Below are 18954 nucleotides of genomic sequence, written 5' to 3' on the forward strand. Positions count from 1 at the left end.
GTAGTGATTTTCGAAAAGGCACTACCTGATCGACTGTCGAACAAAGGTTAGAAATAGCTAAAATTGTTTTAATGTTGGCAGCGATCATCAAGCTTTCACCTTTTTCGGTTGGCAAAAGACCAACCTTAACGATTATTCTCACAACGCAGCCAGAGGCCACAAGCCGCTCATCTGTAGTTTTACTACTCGTATATACATGCGGAATGCTGAAATGCTCGATGATTTGTAGTAAAACTACACGCCGCCGGAACCTACCTCTCGGCAATCCAAGAATTTATATCGTCTGCCCACAAGGCCAGTCGCAAACTCAGGCAACCGATTCTGGAAGCCTTTCCGCCCTGGAGCAAGCCATGCAAGACCTCGATCCCGTCGAAACCCAGGAATGGCTGGACGCCCTGGAATCGGTTCTCGACAAAGAAGGCGAAGACCGTGCCCACTATCTGATGACCCGTATGGGCGAACTTGCAACCCGCAGCGGTTCGCAGTTGCCTTACGCCATCACCACGCCATACCGCAACACCATTCCCGTCACCCACGAAGCACGCATGCCTGGCGACCTGTTCATGGAACGCCGCATTCGCTCGTTGGTACGCTGGAACGCGATGGCAATGGTAATGCGTACGAATTTGAAAGATTCGGACCTGGGCGGACACATCTCCAGCTTCGCTTCCAGTGCGACTCTGTACGACATCGGCTTCAACTACTTTTTCCAGGCCCCGACCGACGAACACGGCGGCGACCTGATCTACTTCCAGGGCCACACCTCGCCAGGCGTTTACGCCCGTGCGTTCATGGAAGGCCGCATCACCGAAGACCAGATGAACAATTTCCGCCAGGAAGTGGACGGCCAGGGCCTGTCGTCCTACCCGCACCCTTGGCTGATGCCTGATTTCTGGCAGTTCCCGACTGTATCCATGGGTCTGGGCCCGATCCAGGCGATCTACCAGGCGCGTTTCATGAAGTACCTGGAAGCTCGTGGCTTTATTCCGGAAGGCAAGCAGAAAGTCTGGTGCTTCCTGGGCGACGGCGAGTGCGACGAGCCGGAATCCCTGGGCGCGATCTCGCTGGCTGGCCGCGAGAAGCTCGACAACCTGATCTTCGTCATCAACTGCAACCTGCAGCGCCTCGACGGCCCGGTTCGCGGCAACGGCAAGATCATCCAGGAACTCGAAGGCGTGTTCCGTGGTGCCCAGTGGAACGTGACCAAAGTCATTTGGGGCCGTTTCTGGGACCCGCTGCTGGCCAAGGACGTCGACGGTATCCTGCAACGTCGCATGGACGAAGTCATCGACGGCGAGTACCAGAACTACAAAGCCAAAGACGGCGCGTTCGTACGTGAACACTTCTTCAACTCGCCAGAACTCAAGGCGATGGTTGCTGATCTGTCCGACGACGAGATCTGGAAACTCAACCGTGGCGGCCACGACCCGTACAAGGTCTACGCGGCGTACCACGAAGCGGTCAACCACAAAGAACAGCCTACCGTCATCCTGGCCAAGACCATCAAGGGTTACGGCACCGGTGCTGGCGAAGCGAAGAACACTGCGCACAACACCAAGAAAGTCGATGTCGACAGCCTGAAGTTGTTCCGCGACCGCTTCGACATCCCGGTCAAGGACGAAGAACTGGAAAACCTGCCGTTCTTCAAGCCGGAGCCGAACAGCGCCGAAGCCCGCTACCTCAGCGAGCGTCGCACTGCACTGGGCGGTTTCGTGCCACAGCGCCGCGCACAGAGCTTCGGCATACCGACGCCGGACCTCAGCACCCTCAAGGCCATCCTCGACGGCTCGGGCGACCGTGAAATCTCCACCACCATGGCCTTCGTGCGGATCCTCGCGCAACTGGTCAAGGACAAGGAAATCGGCCCGCGCATCGTTCCGATCATCCCGGACGAAGCCCGTACCTTCGGTATGGAAGGCATGTTCCGCCAATTGGGCATCTACTCCTCCGTCGGCCAGCTCTACGAGCCAGTCGATAAAGACCAGGTGATGTTCTACAAGGAAGACAAGAAGGGCCAGATCCTCGAAGAAGGCATCAACGAAGCGGGCGCCATGAGCTCCTTCATCGCTGCCGGTACTTCGTACTCCAGCCACAACCAGCCAATGTTGCCGTTCTACATCTTCTACTCGATGTTCGGCTTCCAGCGTATCGGCGACCTGGCCTGGGCTGCCGGCGACAGCCGTACCCGTGGCTTCCTGATCGGCGGCACCGCCGGGCGGACCACGCTGAACGGCGAAGGCCTGCAACACGAAGACGGTCACAGCCACATCCTGGCTGCCACCATCCCGAACTGCCGCACCTTTGATCCAACCTACGGCTACGAGCTGGCGGTGATCATCCAGGACGGCATGAAGAAGATGACCGAAGAGCAGCAGGACGTTTTCTACTACATCACCGTGATGAACGAGTCCTACCAGCAACCAGCCATGCCGGCTGGTGTCGAGGAAGGCATCATCAAGGGCATGTACCTGCTCGAAGAAGATACCCGCGAAGCGGCGCACCACGTTCAGCTGATGGGCTCCGGCACCATCCTGCGTGAAGTCCGTGAAGCAGCGAAGATCCTGCGTGAAGAGTTCAACATCGGCGCTGACGTCTGGAGCGTTACCAGCTTCAACGAACTGCGTCGCGATGGTCTGGCCGTAGAGCGCAGCAACCGCCTGCACCCGGGCCAGAAGCCGCAACTGAGCTACGTCGAGGAATGCCTGAACGGCCGTAAAGGTCCGGTCATCGCCTCTACCGACTACATGAAGCTGTTCGCTGAGCAAATCCGCCAATGGGTCCCGTCCAAGGAATTCAAAGTCCTGGGCACCGACGGTTTCGGCCGCAGTGACAGCCGCAAGAAGCTGCGTCACTTCTTCGAAGTCGATCGTCAATTCGTGGTGTTGGCAGCCCTGGAAGCATTGGCTGACCGTGGTGATATCGAACCTAAAGTGGTGGCTGAAGCCATCGCCAAGTTCGGCATCAACCCGGAAAAACGCAACCCACTGGACTGCTGAGGAGACACTCTGTGAGCGAACTCATTCGCGTACCTGACATCGGCAGCGGTGAAGGTGAAGTAATCGAACTATTTGTGAAGGTCGGCGACCGTATCGAAGCCGAACAGAGCATCCTGACGCTTGAGTCGGACAAGGCGAGCATGGAAGTTCCTGCTCCCAAGACCGGCATCGTCAAAAGCCTCAAGGTGAAGCTGGGCGACCGCCTGAAAGAAGGCGACGAACTGCTTGAGCTGGAAGTCGAGGGTGACGCTGCTGCGGCACCTGCGGCTGCCGCAGCGCCGGCGGCCAAGGCTGAAGAGAAACCGGCGGCAGCTCCTGCTGCAGCCGCTCCTGCTGCGGCGCCTGCTGCTGCCTCCGTACAGCAAGTGCATGTGCCGGACATCGGTTCGTCGGGCAAGGCCCAGATCATCGAGATCCAGGTCAAAGTCGGCGACACCGTCGAGGCTGATCAGTCGCTGATCACCCTGGAGTCCGACAAGGCGAGCATGGAAATCCCTTCGCCTGCCGCTGGCGTGGTCAAGAGCATCAGCGTCAAGCTCAATGACGAAGTGGGCACCGGCGACCTGATCCTGGATCTGGAAGTGGCAGGTGCTGCGGCGCCTGCTGCTGCCGCTCCGGCCCAGGCTGCTGCGCCTGCCGCCGCTGCTGCACCTGCTGCTGCCCCGGCCGCACCGGTTGCCGACAGTGTCCAGGACATTCATGTGCCGGACATTGGTTCGTCGGGCAAAGCCAAGATCATCGAAGTACTGGTCAAGGCCGGCGACACCGTCACCGCCGACCAGTCGCTGATCACCCTGGAATCCGACAAGGCAAGCATGGAAATCCCATCGCCTGCCGCCGGAGTGGTGGAAAGCATTTCCATCAAGCTGGATGACGAGGTTGGTACCGGCGACCTGATCCTCAAGCTCAAGGTCAAAGGCGCTGCGCCTGCTGCTGCCCCGGCAACCGCCGCTGCCGCACCGGCTCCTGCACCTGCGGCCGCCAAGGCTGACGCTGCTCCGGCTGCCACTGCGCCTGCCGCACCGGCTGCTGCCCCGGCCAAGCCGGGCGCCAAGGTTCACGCAGGCCCGGCTGTTCGCCAACTGGCCCGTGAATTCGGTGTCGAGCTGAACGCGGTCGGCGCCAGCGGTCCACACGGTCGCATCCTGAAAGAAGACGTTCAGGTTTACGTCAAAGCCATGATGCAGAAGGCCAAGGAAGCACCGGCCGCTGCTGGCGGCGCAACCGGTGGCGCGGGCATTCCACCGATTCCGGTCGTGGACTTCAGCCGCTTCGGTGAAACCGAAGAAGTGCCGATGACTCGCCTGATGCAGATCGGCGCTTCCAGCCTGCACCGCAGCTGGCTGAACATCCCGCACGTGACTCAGTTCGATTCGGCTGATATCACCGACCTGGAAGCGTTCCGTATCGCCCAGAAAGCCGTTGCAGAGAAAGCCGGCGTCAAGCTGACCATCCTGCCGCTGCTGCTCAAATCCTGCGCGCATCTGCTCAAGGAGCTGCCGGACTTCAACAGCTCGCTGGCGCCAAGCGGCAAGGCAATCATCCGCAAGAAGTACGTGAACATCGGCTTCGCGGTCGACACCCCTGAAGGCCTGCTGGTACCGGTCATCAAGAACGTTGACCAGAAGAGCCTGCTGCAGCTTGCCGCTGAAGCGGCTGCGCTGGCTGCCAAAGCCCGCGACAAGAAGCTCACCGCTGACGACATGCAAGGTGCCTGCTTCACCATTTCCAGCCTCGGGCACATTGGCGGTACCGGCTTCACGCCGATCGTCAACGCGCCGGAAGTGGCGATCCTCGGTGTCTCGAAGGCAACCATCCAGCCGGTCTGGGATGGCAAAGCCTTCCAGCCGAAACTGATGCTGCCACTGTCGCTGTCCTACGATCACCGTGTGATCAACGGCGCCGCTGCTGCACGCTTCACCAAGCGCCTGAGCGACCTGCTGGCCGATATCCGCACCATCCTGCTGTAACACCAACTGGCCCTCCCTCCCGGGAGGGCCAGTTGCGTTTCGCGTTTTCCGAGCGCCACGCTCGTACCTCAACCCCGCCAATTTGGCGGGGCTTTTTTTTGCCTGAATGTTTTAACCGAATTCCTGCAGCAGGGCAGAACAGGCAACCTGTTGCAGAGAATCGATATTCCGTTGCGCTGCCCCCCGGATCGCAGCCCTGGGTGCTGCGATTCTTTAGGGCCAAAATAATACTTTCGACCCGCAACTGCAGAATTCCCAATCCCTGCCGACATATTCTTATAGCACTTGGCCTCCATCTCTCTTGTCAGTCGGTGTCGCAATGATGCAACCTTGCGACACGCAACAGAAAAGAGGGCGCGAGCCCGGCGCGACCAGTACTTTCGCAGCGAGTCTCCCTTCATGAAAAGCCAACCCGATGCCGCCAGCCGTATGGCGGCCGAGGTAGTGACGCAATTGCCTGTGCCCTCGCGGCTCGGCATGCTGCGTTTCGAGCGGCTGAATGAAGCCAGCTGGGCGATGCTGTTTCTCGACCCCAACTGCGAACGACAATTTGGCCTGGCGGCGGTTGAGCTCTGCTCCCTGATCAGTTCGCCCTATGCCAGCCTGATGGAGCCGCAAGCGCGCCATCAGCTGCATGATGCGATTCAGCAGCAGCTCACCGAAGCCTCCAGTTACCTGATCCGCTATACCCTGCACACCCCCGCCGGCGCCTTGAAGCTGCTGGAGCTGGGCGAAGCATTCAAACAGCACAACCGACAGCTGTTGCGCGGCTACCTGCTGGTGGTGGACGAACTGTTCGAAGGCAACCCTCTACTGGCCGCATTGGACCTGGAAACCCAGAACTCGCGCCTGCAAATCGCCCTTGAACTCAACCAGCGCACCCAGCAGGAACAGCTGATGCACCTGGAACGAGTGCGTGCGCAGCAAGACTTGATCCTTCTGCTGACGCGTCAGCGCTACACCAGCATCAACTCCCTGCTGGAAGCCGCCGAGCTGATCACCCGCAGCGCCTGTGATATGTACGAGGTCGATTGCGCTAGCCTGTGGAACCTTGAGGGGGCGATGCTGGTACCGATCTCGGCCTATCACCGCGCGAGCCAGAAGCATCAACTGCCAGACCCGATCGATGTCAGTGGTTTCCCTGACTATCTGGAAGCCCTGCACACCGGCCGCGCCATCGACGCCCACAATGTCATGCGCGACCCGCGCACCCGCGAGCTGGTCGAATGCCTGCAACCACGGGATGTCATCGCCATGCTCGATGCCAGCGTTCGGGTCGACGGCCAAGTGGTCGGGGTGCTATGCCTAGAGCAGAATGCCACCGCCCGCGCCTGGCAGTCGGACGAAATAGCTTTTGCCGGCGAGCTGGCGGACCAGTTTGCCCAAGTGATCAGCAATCACAACCGCCGCACCGCCACCAGTGCCCTGCACCTGTTCCAGCGGGCAGTCGAGCAGAGCGCGAACGCCTTTCTGCTGGTCAATTGCGATGGCATCGTGGAGTACGTCAACCCCAGCTTTACCGCGATCACCCAGTACAGCACCGAGGAGGTTCACGGCCAGCAACTGTCCCAACTGCCGGCCCTGGAAAACCTCAGTGAATTGCTGTTTGACGCGACTTCAGCGCTGGCCAAGAGCAACAGCTGGCAGGGCGAATTCAAAAGCCGACGCAAGAACCTCGAACCCTACTGGGGCCAGTTGTCGATCTCCAAGGTGTACGGCGACAACCGCGAGCTGACGCATTACATTGGCATTTACGAAGACATCACCCAGAGCAAACTCGCCCAGCAGCGAATCGAACGTCTCGCCTACACCGACAACCTGACCAACCTGGGCAATCGACCCGCCTTCATCCGCAACCTCGACGAACGCTTCGCCCGGGATACCGATACGCCCATCAGCCTGCTGCTGGTGGACATCGACAACTTCAAGCGGATCAACGACAGCCTCGGCCACCAGACCGGCGACAAGCTGCTGATCAGCCTCGCCCGCCGCCTGCGCAACAGCCTGAGCCCCAGCGGCAGCCTGGCGCGCTTTGCCAGCAACGAATTCGCCGTGTTGCTGGACAACACCGACCTCTGCACCGGCCAACAGGTCGCCAACCAGCTGCTGGCGACGCTCGACAAGCCAATGTTCGTCGACAACCAGCTGATCAGCGTCACCGGCTCCGTGGGCCTGGCGTGCGCGCCACTGCATGGCCGCGACCCGCAGACGCTGATGCGCAACGCTGGCCTGGCGCTGCACAAGGCCAAGGCCAACGGCAAGCATCAGGTTCAGGTGTTCACCGAGGCATTGAATGCCGAGGCCAGCTACAAACTGTTCGTCGAGAACAACCTGCGTCGCGCCCTGACCCAGAATGAACTGGACGTGTTCTACCAGCCCAAGCTGTGCCTGCGCAGTGGGCGCCTGCTGGGCATGGAAGCGCTGCTGCGCTGGAACCATCCAGACAAGGGCATGATCCGCCCCGACCAGTTCATCAGCGTCGCCGAGGAAACCGGCCTGATCATCCCGATCGGCAAATGGATCGCACGCCAGGCCTGCCGCATGAGCAAAGACCTGACTGCCGCCGGCCTGGGCAATTTGCAGGTGGCGATCAACCTGTCGCCCAAACAGTTCTCCGACCCGGACCTGGTGGCATCCATCGCCAATATCCTCAAGGAAGAAGCGCTACCGCCCAACCTGCTGGAGCTGGAACTGACGGAAGGCCTGCTGCTCGAAGCGACCGAAGACACGCACTTGCAACTCGACCAGCTCAAGCGCCTGGGCCTGACCCTGGCCATGGATGACTTCGGCACCGGCTATTCGTCGCTCAGCTACCTGAAAAAATTCCCGATCGATATTATCAAGATCGATCGAAGCTTCATCCACGAAATCCCGGACAACCAGGACGACATGGAAATCACCTCCGCAGTGATCGCCATGGCCCACAACCTGAAGCTCAAAGTAGTAGCCGAAGGCATAGAGACCGCCGAGCAGCTGGCCTTCCTGCGCCGCCACCGCTGCGACGTCGGCCAGGGCTACCTGTTCGACCGGCCAATCCCGGGCAGCGAGCTGATCGAGAAGCTCAAACGCTATCCGCGCGGCCCGATTGCCTGAGACGCCCATGCGGGAGCCAGCCTGCTGGCGATAGCGTCGTGTCAGCCAGCATCCACGTCATTGACGTACCGTACTGCGAGCAGGCTCACTCCTACAGGGGTAGTGCGTTAACGGGCATCATTGGGCACACTGGTGGTCTACCTATTTACATCCAACCTGACTGAGAGGACTGATCATGGTTCTGCGCTCGGAAATACTGGTGAATAAAAACGTGCTCCCAACTAAAGAACAAGCTCTGCCTGGCCGCGAAACCCCTATGTCCCTGCCGGAGAAACATTTCGTCCACGACGCGCCGCTGCTGGGCCCGTTCGTCACCGACGTGGATTTCGCGATCTTCGGCCTGGGCTGCTTCTGGGGTGCGGAACGCAAATTCTGGCAGCGCGAAGGCGTGGTCAGTACGGTGGTCGGTTACGCCGGCGGCTTCACACCCAATCCGACGTACGAAGAGGTCTGCTCAGGCCTGACTGGCCACAGCGAAGTGGTTTTGGTGGTCTACGAGCCGGCGAAGGTCAGCTACGAAGCGCTGCTGAAAATGTTCTGGGAGCTGCACAACCCGACTCAAGGCATGCGCCAGGGCAACGACATCGGCACGCAGTATCGCTCGGTGATCTATGCGACCAACCCGACTCAACTGGAAGCGGCCAAGGCCAGCGCAAAAGTGTTCCAGGCTGAGCTGACCAAAGCCGGTAAAGGCACCATTACCACCGAAATCGAAGAAGCACCGACGGTCTATTTCGCCGAGGCGTATCACCAGCAGTACCTGGCGAAAAACCCTGAAGGGTATTGCGGGATCGGCGGCACTGGCGTGACTTGCCCGATCTGATCGGACACCGCTTCCCCCTGCAGGAGCCAGCTTGCTGGCGATGGTCGTCAACGATAACGCGGGAAACCTGATACCCCGCAGTGCTCACTGGCTTCTCGCGAGCAAGCTCGCTCCTACACGGGTGTTTGATCGCCGCTATTATTCGGCGATCAACCAATCCATCTGCCACCCGCCCTGGGTCTGCCCAAGCTTTTGCGACAACCACGGCAGTAACTCGCGCAACTCCTCCTCAAGCCCCCACGGCGGATTGGCAATCGCCAGCCCGGAGCCGTTCAAGCTGTTCGGCGTATCCAGTGGATGCACCAGCAACTCTACCCGTAACAACTTCGGCGCGCCGGTGCCTGCAAGGTCTTGATAGAAGCGCCGCAACATGCGCTGGTCCTTGACCGGATACCAGATCGCCGCCACCGTCTGGCGCATTCGGCCGATAGCCTCTTTCAGCGACGCCGCACAGCGCTGCATCTCATCCAGCTGCTCGAACGGCGGGTCGATCAACATCACCGCACGCTTCTCCTGCACCGGCAACATCGCCCTAGGCACATGCCAGCCCTCGCCCAGGTGCACTTTGACCCGTCGATCGCCGGCCATGTTGTCCTTAAGCAACAGGCCATCCTCGGGGTGCTTCTCGTTGAGCATCACCCGATCCTGCGGTCGCGTAAGACGCCGCGCCAGTTCCGGCGATCCCGGGTAATAGCGCAACTGGCCATCCGGGTTCATGTCATGCAACACCTTCATGTAATCGGCGGTCAATGCCGGCAAGTCCGGTTGATCCCAAAGACGCGCAATGCCTTCAAGGTACTCGCCGGTTCGGCTGGCCTGATCACCCTGCAGGTCATACAGGCCGATACCGGCGTGGGTATCGAGATAGGCAAACGGCTGCTCCTTGCGCGACATCAGGGCGATGAGGCGGGTCAAGGTCAGGTGTTTGAACACGTCGGCGTGATTGCCGGCATGGAAGGCGTGACGATAATTCATGATTGCTCCTGCGCAGGCCGGCAAGTTTACCCTGTACCGAGCGTAACGTCAGGGCTTCGCGGCCGAGCGGGCTGAGCGCGACCATTTCGCGCCTCGGGGGCATAAAAAAACGGCCCACCTCCAGAGGAAGCGGGCCGTTTTCGTGTTCGGCAAAGGCTCAGAGCATCAGCTCATCGCATTACTTGTTCAGGCGGAAATCTGCCTCGGCTGCGGCGAAGCGCTGCAGCATGCCTGCCGTCGGTGCGCCGAGCTTGCTGACGATGTAGATCGCCAGGCTGGCGAAGATAAAGCCCGGGATGATTTCGTACAGGCCCAGCAGTTCGAAGTGCTTCCACACGATCACAGTGATCGCGCCAACCAGGATACCGGCCAGCGCGCCGTTGCGGGTCATGTCTTTCCAGATCACGGAAATCAGCACAACCGGACCGAACGCAGCTCCAAAACCTGCCCAGGCGTAGCTCACCAGGCCCAGTACGCGGTTTTCCGGGTTGGCGGCCATCGCGATGGCGATCAGGGCAACCAGCAGCACCATGGCGCGGCCGACCCAGACCAGCTCGACCTGGGAAGCGGATTTACGCAGGAAGGTCTTGTAGAAGTCTTCGGTCAGGGCGCTCGAGCACACCAGCAGCTGGCAGCTCAGGGTGCTCATCACAGCCGCGAGAATGGCCGACAGCAGTACACCGGCGACCCATGGGTTGAAGAGGATTTTCGCCAGCTCGATGAACACGCGCTCTGGGTTTTCGGTCACGGGACCGGCCACTTCAGGGTGCGCAGCGAAGTACGCAATGCCGAAGAAACCGACAGCCACGGTGCCACCCAGGCACAGGATCATCCAGGCCATGGAGATGCGACGCGCCTTGGCGATCGACTTGACCGAATCCGCCGCCATGAAACGCGCGAGGATGTGCGGCTGGCCGAAGTAGCCCAGGCCCCAGCCCATCAGCGAGATGATGCCGATGAAGGTGGTGTTTTTCAGCATGTCGAAGTTGCTTGGATCTTGCGCTTCGATAGCCAGGAACGTGGTGTCGACGCCGCCGGTGGCCAGCAGCACGATGATTGGCGTCAGCAACAGGGCAAAGATCATCAACGTGGCTTGCACGGTGTCGGTCCAGCTCACTGCCAGGAAACCACCCACGAAAGTGTAGGCAATAGTCGCCGCAGCACCGGCCCACAGCGCAGTCTCGTAGGACATGCCGAAGGTGCTTTCGAACAGACGGGCGCCAGCCACGATGCCGGACGCGCAATAGATAGTGAAGAACACCAGGATCACAACCGCCGAGATAATCCGCAGCAGGCCGCTTTTGTCTTCAAAACGGCTGGAGAAGTAATCCGGCAGGGTCAGCGCATCGCCGTTGTGCTCGGTCTGCACACGCAGACGGCCGGCGACGAACAGCCAGTTCAGGTAGGCACCGATGATCAGCCCGATGGCGATCCAGCTTTCGGAGAGACCGGACATGTAGATAGCGCCCGGCAGGCCCATCAGCAACCAACCGCTCATATCGGAGGCGCCGGCGGACAATGCGGTTACCACGCTGCCCAGGCTACGACCGCCCAGAATGTAGTCGGAAAGGTTGTTGGTGGAGCGATAGGCCATTAAGCCGATCAGCACCATTGCTGCGATGTAGATCACGAACGTGATCAGGGTTGGATTGCTAACGCTCATTAAGTTACGCCCTGGCTTTGTTTTTATGTAGCGGCGGTTTTGGCTAACCGCTCGCAAACGACGACGTTTGACAGACGATTGTGTATCCCGCGCATTTATGACTGATGTTTCCCCAGGAAAGCCATCAGCCGGCACACCTGACTTTGGAGCCGGTTGCACCTTCGCCGCGAATGCTATTCAACAAAGCAAATAAGGTGCAACCTGTTTCTAGCGAATAAGTTGCACCTAGTCGGAATTATTTGCCAAATGCCGTTTCTTGCTCCCTTTTAGGGCGGTTTTCAACGATTGCTATAAGTAAAAGCACCAAGCAGGAGCGGTACCTTCGTACCGGAATTTATTTCCTGACGAACTGCCTGTAATTCCGACAAAAAAAGGGTTGCACCCGGTTGCACCTCGATCAGCGCAGGGCTAATCTTGCCGCCAGCTGATGCCACGCAGTTGTGGCAAACATGAGGATAAAAATATGGCTACCACCACTCTTGGGGTCAAACTTGACGACCCGACCCGCGATCGCCTGAAGGCTGCCGCGACCTCGATTGATCGCACGCCGCACTGGCTGATCAAGCAGGCCATCTTCAATTACCTGGAGAAACTCGAGGGTGGTGCAACCCTGACCGAACTGAACGGCTTGACCAAGGATTCCGACGACTCTGTCGATGCGCCTCTGGATCATGCTCATCAGTGCTTCCTGGAATTTGCTGAAAGCATCCTGCCGCAATCGGTACTGCGCGCCTCGATCACTGCCGCCTACCGCCGCCCTGAGCCAGAAGTCGTGCCGATGCTGATCGAGCAGGCTCGCCTGCCAGCGAGCATGGCCGAAGCCACCAACAAACTCGCCGCCTCGATTGCGGAAAAACTGCGCAACCAGAAGAGCGCCGGCGGCCGGGCCGGGATTGTCCAGGGCCTGCTGCAGGAATTTTCCCTGTCTTCCCAGGAAGGCGTGGCACTGATGTGCCTGGCCGAAGCGCTACTGCGTATCCCGGACAAAGGCACACGCGACGCACTGATCCGCGACAAGATCAGCACTGGCAACTGGCACCCGCACCTTGGCAACAGCCCTTCGCTGTTCGTTAACGCTGCCACCTGGGGCTTGCTGCTGACCGGCAAACTGGTCTCCACCCATAATGAAGCCGGCCTGACTTCGTCCCTGAGCCGCATCATCGGCAAGAGCGGCGAGCCGATGATCCGCAAGGGCGTCGACATGGCCATGCGCCTGATGGGCGAGCAGTTCGTCACCGGCGAAACCATTGCTGAAGCCCTGGCCAATGCGAGCAAGTTCGAAGCCAAGGGCTTCCGCTACTCCTACGACATGCTCGGTGAAGCCGCGCTCACCGAGCACGACGCGCAGAAATACCTGGCGTCGTACGAACAAGCCATCCACTCGATCGGCAAAGCATCCCACGGTCGTGGGATTTATGAAGGTCCGGGCATCTCCATCAAGCTGTCGGCACTGCACCCGCGTTACAGCCGTGCACAGTACGAGCGCGTAATGGAAGAGCTGTACCCGCGCCTGCTTTCGCTGACCTTGCTGGCCAAGCAGTACGACATCGGCCTGAACATCGATGCCGAAGAAGCCGACCGCCTCGAGCTGTCGCTGGACCTGCTGGAGCGCCTGTGCTTCGAGCCGCAACTGACCGGCTGGAACGGCATCGGCTTCGTGATCCAGGCTTACCAGAAACGTTGCCCTTACGTGATCGACTACGTGATCGACCTGGCTCGTCGCAGCCGTCATCGCCTGATGATCCGCCTGGTGAAAGGCGCGTACTGGGACAGCGAAATCAAGCGCGCACAGGTCGAAGGCCTGGAAGGCTACCCGGTCTACACCCGCAAGGTGTACACCGACGTGTCCTACATCGCTTGCGCCCGCAAATTGCTGTCGGTGCCGGAAGTCATCTACCCGCAATTCGCCACGCACAACGCCCACACCTTGTCGGCCATTTACCACATCGCCGGGCAGAACTATTACCCGGGTCAATACGAATTCCAGTGCCTGCACGGCATGGGCGAACCGCTGTATGAGCAGGTTGTGGGCAAGGTTTCCGAAGGCAAGCTGAACCGTCCGTGCCGTGTGTATGCACCGGTCGGCACCCACGAAACACTGTTGGCGTACCTGGTACGTCGCCTGCTGGAAAACGGCGCGAACACCTCGTTCGTCAACCGCATCGCCGACCAGTCAATCTCGATCCAGGAGCTGGTGGCCGATCCGGTAGCCAGCATCGAGCAGATGGCTACGCTGGAAGGCGGTTTCGGCCTGCCACACCCGCGTATCCCGCTGCCGCGTGACCTGTATGGTGCCGAGCGCGCCAACTCCAGCGGCATCGACATGGCCAACGAACATCGCCTGGCCTCGCTGTCCTGTGCCCTGCTGGCCACCGCTCACAACAACTGGAAAGCCGCGCCGATGCTCGGTTGCGCGTCCAGCACTGAAACCCCTGCGCCTGTCCTGAACCCTTCGGATCTGCGTGACGTGGTCGGCCATGTGCAGGAAGCGACGGTCGAAGACGTCGATAACGCGATCCAGTGCGCCCTGAACGCCGCACCGATCTGGCAGGCCACCCCGCCCGCCGAACGTGCGGCCATTCTGGAACGTGCCGCCGACTTGATGGAAGGCGAGATCCAGCCGCTGATGGGCCTGCTGGCCCGCGAAGCGGGCAAGACTTTCGCCAACGCCATCGCCGAAGTGCGTGAAGCCGTGGACTTCCTGCGTTACTACGCGGTACAGGCGCGCAACGATTTCACCAACGACGCACATCGCCCACTGGGTCCTGTGGTCTGCATCAGCCCCTGGAACTTCCCGCTGGCGATCTTCAGCGGCCAGGTCGCTGCAGCACTGGCGGCCGGCAACCCGGTGTTGGCCAAGCCTGCAGAGCAAACTCCGCTGGTGGCCGCCCAGGCCGTGCGCCTGATGTTGGAGGCCGGCATTCCTGAAGGCGTTCTGCAGTTGCTGCCAGGCCGTGGCGAAACCGTGGGTGCCCGCCTGGTCGGCGACGATCGGGTCAAAGGCGTGATGTTCACCGGTTCCACCGAAGTCGCACGCTTGCTGCAGCGCAACGTCGCGGGTCGCCTGGATGCCCAGGGCCGTCCGATCCCGCTGATCGCCGAAACCGGCGGCCAGAACGCGATGATCGTCGACTCCTCGGCACTGACCGAACAGGTGGTCATAGACGTCGTTTCCTCGGCCTTCGACAGCGCCGGTCAACGTTGCTCTGCTCTGCGCGTGCTGTGCCTGCAGGAAGATTCCGCCGACCGCGTGATCGAAATGCTCAAGGGCGCCATGGCGGAATGCCGTCTTGGTAACCCGGAGCGCCTGTCCGTGGACATCGGCCCGGTGATCGACGCCGAAGCCAAGGCTGGCATCGAGAAGCACATCCAGGGCATGCGCGACAAAGGGCGCAATGTTTACCAGGTGGCGATCGCCAACAGCGAAGAAGTCAAACGCGGCACCTTCGTGATGCCGACCCTGATCGAGCTGGAAAGCTTCGACGAGCTGCAACGGGAGATCTTCGGCCCGGTATTGCATGTGGTCCGTTACAAGCGCAAGGACATCGACCAGTTGATCGGGCAGATCAATGCGTCCGGCTACGGCCTGACCCTGGGCGTGCACACGCGCATCGACGAGACCATCGCCAAAGTGATCGACAACGTCAACGCCGGTAACGTCTACGTCAACCGCAACATTGTCGGCGCAGTAGTGGGTGTTCAACCGTTCGGCGGCGAAGGCCTGTCGGGCACTGGCCCGAAAGCCGGTGGTCCGCTGTACCTGTACCGCCTGCTGTCGACTCGTCCTACCGACGCGATTGAACAATCCTTCGCTCGGGGCGATGCTCTCGCAGCACCGGACGTTCGTCTGCGTGACGCCATGAGCAAGCCGCTGACAGCCCTGAAAGCCTGGGCCGACAGCAACAAGTTCGCCGACCTGGCAACCTTGTGCGTGCAGTTCGCGAAGCAATCGCAGAGCGGTATTACCCGTGTTCTGGCGGGCCCGACCGGCGAACGCAACAGCTACGCCATCCTGCCGCGCGAACACGTACTGTGCCTGGCGGAAGTCGAAGGCGACCTGCTGACTCAACTGGCTGCCGTGCTGGCAGTCGGTGGTTCGGCCGTGTGGCCGGAAGCCGAATTGACCAAGGCGGTGTTCGCACGTCTGCCGAAGGACGTACAGGCTCGCATCAAACTGGTTTCCGACTGGAGCAAGGACGAGGTGGTGTTTGATGCGGTTCTGCATCACGGCCATTCCGACCAGCTGCGTGCGGTCTGCCAGCAGGTGGCCAAGCGTGCAGGTGCGATTGTCGGCGTTCATGGGTTGTCCCAGGGCGAAACCAGCATTGCCCTGGAGCGCCTGGTGATCGAGCGGGCGTTGAGCGTCAACACCGCTGCGGCAGGTGGTAACGCCAGCCTGATGACGATCGGTTAAACCGAGAAGCCGGGCACCCTTTGGGGGTGCCTGGTGTTTAGAAGCAAGATCAAAAGATCGCAGCCTTCGGCAGCTCCTGCAGAGAAATTCGATCCCCTGTAGGAGCTGCCGAAGGCTGCGATCTTTTACTTGTCCATCACCAGAATCAATCTTCCTGTTCACCCCGCCCTCCCCACGTCTAGACTCGGCCCATTCCAAAAAAGGTAGGCCGCCATGTCCGAGACGTTGCTCAGTTCCCGCAATCTGGCTTTCGAGCTGTACGAAGTCCTCGATGCCGAAGGCCTGACCCAGCGCGAGCGATTCGCCGAGCACAATCGTGAGACCTTCGATGCCGCCCTGGGCACCGCTCGCAGTATTGCCGAAAAATTCTTCGCGCCGCACAACCGCAAGGGCGACGAGAACGAACCCCGTTACGAGGACGGCCAGGCGATTCTGATCCCGGAAGTGAAGCCCGCAGTGGACGCTTTTCTCGAAGCCGGTTTCCTCAATGCCGCGCGCAGTTTCGAAGCCGGTGGCATGCAATTGCCCACGCTGTTGTCCCAGGCCTGCTTCGCGCACTTCCAGTCGGCCAACGCGGCCTCAACCTCTTACCCGTTCCTGACCATGGGCGCAGCCAACCTGATCGAAAGCTTCGGCACCGAGGAGCAAAAGCGGCGTTTCCTGCAGCCGATGATCGACGGCCGTTTCTTCGGCACCATGGCGTTGACCGAACCCCATGCCGGTTCCTCGCTGTCGGATATTCGCACCCGCGCCGAACCTGCATCCGATGGCACTTATCGGCTCAAGGGCAACAAGATCTTCATTTCCGGCGGCGATCACCCGCTATCGGAAAACATCGTGCACATGGTGTTGGCCAAACTGCCGGACGCGCCGGCCGGGGTGAAGGGTATTTCGCTGTTCATCGTCCCCAAATTCATGGTCAACGACGACGGCAGCCTGGGCAAGCGCAACGATGTATTGCTGGCCGGTCTCTTCCACAAGATGGGCTGGCGCGGCACTACGTCGACGGCGCTCAACTTCGGCGATAACGGCGACTGCGTGGGATATCTGGTGGGCAAACCGCACCACGGCCTGAGCTACATGTTCCAGATGATGAACGAAGCGCGGATCGGCGTCGGCATGGGCGCCGTCATGCTCGGCTACGCCGGCTATCTGTACTCGCTGGAATATGCGCGCGAGCGGCCACAGGGCCGGGTGCCCGACAGCAAGGATCCAAATACCGCACCAGTGGCGATCATCCAGCACGCCGACGTCAAGCGCATGTTGCTGACGCAGAAGGCGTATGTGGAAGGCTCTTTCGACCTCGGGTTGTACGCGGCGCGGTTGTTTGATGACACCACCACGCTTGAGACTGAAAGCGAGCGCAAGCAGGCTCATGAACTGCTGGACCTGCTGACGCCAATCGTCAAATCCTGGCCGTCGGAGTTCTGCCTCAAGGCCAATGAACTGGCGATCCAGATCCTCGGCGGTCACGGTTACACCCGCGAATACCCGGTGGAGCAGTACTACCGCGATAACCGTTTGAATCCGATCCACGAAGGCACTCATGGTATTCAGTCGCTGGATCTACTGGGGCGCAAGCTGGGGCAGAACGGTGGTGCGGGGCTCAAGCAATTGATCCGCCTGATCGCCAACACGGCCGAGCGTGCTCAGGCATACGAGTCGTTAACGCCGCTGCGTGAACCGCTGGAGAAGCTGGTGGCGCGCCTGCAAACCGTGACCATTGGCCTGCTGACCGACCTGGGTCAAGGCAGGGTCAACAGCAGCCTGGCCAACTCTGCCCTGTACCTGAAAGTGTTCGGGCACACGGTGATCGGCTGGCGCTGGCTGGAACAGGCGATTCGCGCCGAGGAAGGGTTGGCCAGGGGCGATGCGGCGGATGTCAGCTTCTATAAAGGCAAGTTGCAGGCGGCGCGGTATTTCCTCACTTGGGAAGTGCCGGGCTGCCACCATGAGCTGGCGATTCTTGAGACCCGGGATGATGTTTGTCTTGGGATGCAGGATGAGTGGTTTTAACCAAAGCCGAAGTAGTGCTGCTCAAATCCAATCGCGGGCAAGCCCGCTCCCATGGGATCTGTGTGTTGAACACACTCTCCGTGAACAACACAGATTCCTGTGGGAGCGGGCTTGCCCGCGATGGCGTCGACCCAGTCACCGCCTTAATCAGCTCAGCTTGAAACTGCCCATCTGCCGCGCCAGATCATCCGCCAACCGCTGCAACGTCTGGCAATCCTCACGGCAAGCCCTGACCTCCCCCGCTGTCGCCCGCGCCAGGTCGGAAATGCCCTGTACGTTGCGGTTGATCTCTTCAGTCACCGCCGACTGCTCTTCGGTCGCCGTCGCCACCTGATGGTTCATGTCGCTGATTCGTTCTACCTGACCAGTAATGGCGGTCAGTGAGGCCCCGGTACGCTGGCTGGACTCAACGCCGGTACCGGTGGCCGCCTGTCCGGAATGCATCGAAGACACCGCATTCTCCGCGCCTTGCTTGAGGCTGCCGATCATCTGCTGGATCTCATCGGTGGACGTCTGCGTGCGTCGGGCCAACGTGCGCACCTCATCCGCCACCACCGCAAACCCTCGCCCCATATCGCCAGCGCGAGCCGCTTCAATCGCCGCATTGAGCGCCAACAGATTAGTTTGCTCGGAAATCCCGCGAATCACCGCCAACACCTGATCGATAGACCCTACCTGATGCGCCAGCTCACCCACAGCTGCCGCGGCGAGGCCAATTTCGTCGGACATGCTCTCGATATGACGAATGGACCCGCCCACCACTTCCCGCGCCTGCATCGCCTCGTCCCGTGCACTTTGCGACGCAACGGCAGCGTTACCGGCGTTCTGCGCGATTTCCTGTACGGTCAGGCCCATCTCATGCACGGCAGTGGCGACCATGTCGGTCATTTCCTGCTGGCGGCCGGAACGCTCGGCGGTATTGTCCACGACCCTGGCAACCTGACCTACAGCTGTGCGCAGGCGCTCGCTGGTCGTCAGCACCTCGCCGATCATGTCGCGCTGGC

At 60.5% G+C, this 18954-nt stretch carries 9 protein-coding genes; 6 read left to right on the forward strand and 3 right to left on the reverse strand.

Annotation, left to right across the window (positions count from 1 at the left end; all coding sequences use genetic code 11):
- The first annotated feature begins 350 nt into the window (after positions 1 to 350).
- The 4 genes from aceE to msrA all read left to right on the forward strand — a co-directional run bounded on the left by aceE (position 351) and on the right by msrA (position 8882).
- Positions 351 to 2996: a pyruvate dehydrogenase (acetyl-transferring), homodimeric type gene (gene aceE, locus UB23_RS24825; protein ID WP_045061893.1), complete on the forward strand. Its 2646-nt coding sequence runs from the start codon at positions 351 to 353 to the stop codon at positions 2994 to 2996.
- Positions 2997 to 3007: 11 nt separating this feature from the next.
- On the forward strand, positions 3008 to 4966 hold the full coding sequence (gene aceF / locus UB23_RS24830; RefSeq protein ID WP_045061894.1) for a dihydrolipoyllysine-residue acetyltransferase: 1959 nt from the start codon (positions 3008 to 3010) through the stop codon (positions 4964 to 4966).
- Positions 4967 to 5365: 399 nt separating this feature from the next.
- Entirely contained in the window at positions 5366 to 8059 is a 2694-nt protein-coding gene (locus tag UB23_RS24835) for a sensor domain-containing phosphodiesterase (protein WP_045061895.1), read from the forward strand.
- Between the two features lie 175 nt (positions 8060 to 8234).
- Entirely contained in the window at positions 8235 to 8882 is a 648-nt protein-coding gene (msrA, locus tag UB23_RS24840) for a peptide-methionine (S)-S-oxide reductase MsrA (RefSeq protein WP_045061896.1), read from the forward strand.
- A 138-nt stretch (positions 8883 to 9020) separates the two neighbouring features.
- On the opposite strand, the gene UB23_RS24845 is transcribed toward msrA, so the two are convergent.
- Positions 9021 to 9857, reverse strand: a complete 837-nt coding sequence (locus UB23_RS24845; RefSeq protein WP_045061897.1) for a 23S rRNA (adenine(2030)-N(6))-methyltransferase RlmJ — start codon at positions 9855 to 9857, stop codon at positions 9021 to 9023.
- 178 nt (positions 9858 to 10035) lie between these two features.
- Entirely contained in the window at positions 10036 to 11520 is a 1485-nt protein-coding gene (gene putP / locus UB23_RS24850) for a sodium/proline symporter PutP (protein WP_045061898.1), read from the reverse strand.
- Between the two features lie 463 nt (positions 11521 to 11983).
- Here putP and putA point away from each other — a divergent pair, with 463 nt between their 5' ends.
- Both putA and UB23_RS24860 read left to right on the forward strand, forming a co-directional pair.
- Entirely contained in the window at positions 11984 to 15934 is a 3951-nt protein-coding gene (gene putA, locus UB23_RS24855; protein WP_045061899.1) for a trifunctional transcriptional regulator/proline dehydrogenase/L-glutamate gamma-semialdehyde dehydrogenase, read from the forward strand.
- A gap of 213 nt (positions 15935 to 16147) precedes the next feature.
- Positions 16148 to 17950, forward strand: coding sequence for an acyl-CoA dehydrogenase (locus UB23_RS24860; protein WP_045061900.1), 1803 nt, complete (start codon positions 16148 to 16150; stop codon positions 17948 to 17950).
- A gap of 147 nt (positions 17951 to 18097) precedes the next feature.
- Here the strand turns inward: UB23_RS24860 and UB23_RS30920 are convergent, their stop codons facing one another.
- Positions 18098 to 18943 (reverse strand): methyl-accepting chemotaxis protein, encoded by an 846-nt coding sequence (locus tag UB23_RS30920; RefSeq protein WP_442963641.1) that lies wholly within the window; start codon positions 18941 to 18943, stop codon positions 18098 to 18100.
- Positions 18944 to 18954: the final 11 nt, after the last annotated feature.

Origin of the sequence: Pseudomonas sp. ES3-33, assembly GCF_000952175.1 — a bacterium.
Lineage (GTDB): Bacteria > Pseudomonadota > Gammaproteobacteria > Pseudomonadales > Pseudomonadaceae > Aquipseudomonas > Aquipseudomonas gregormendelii.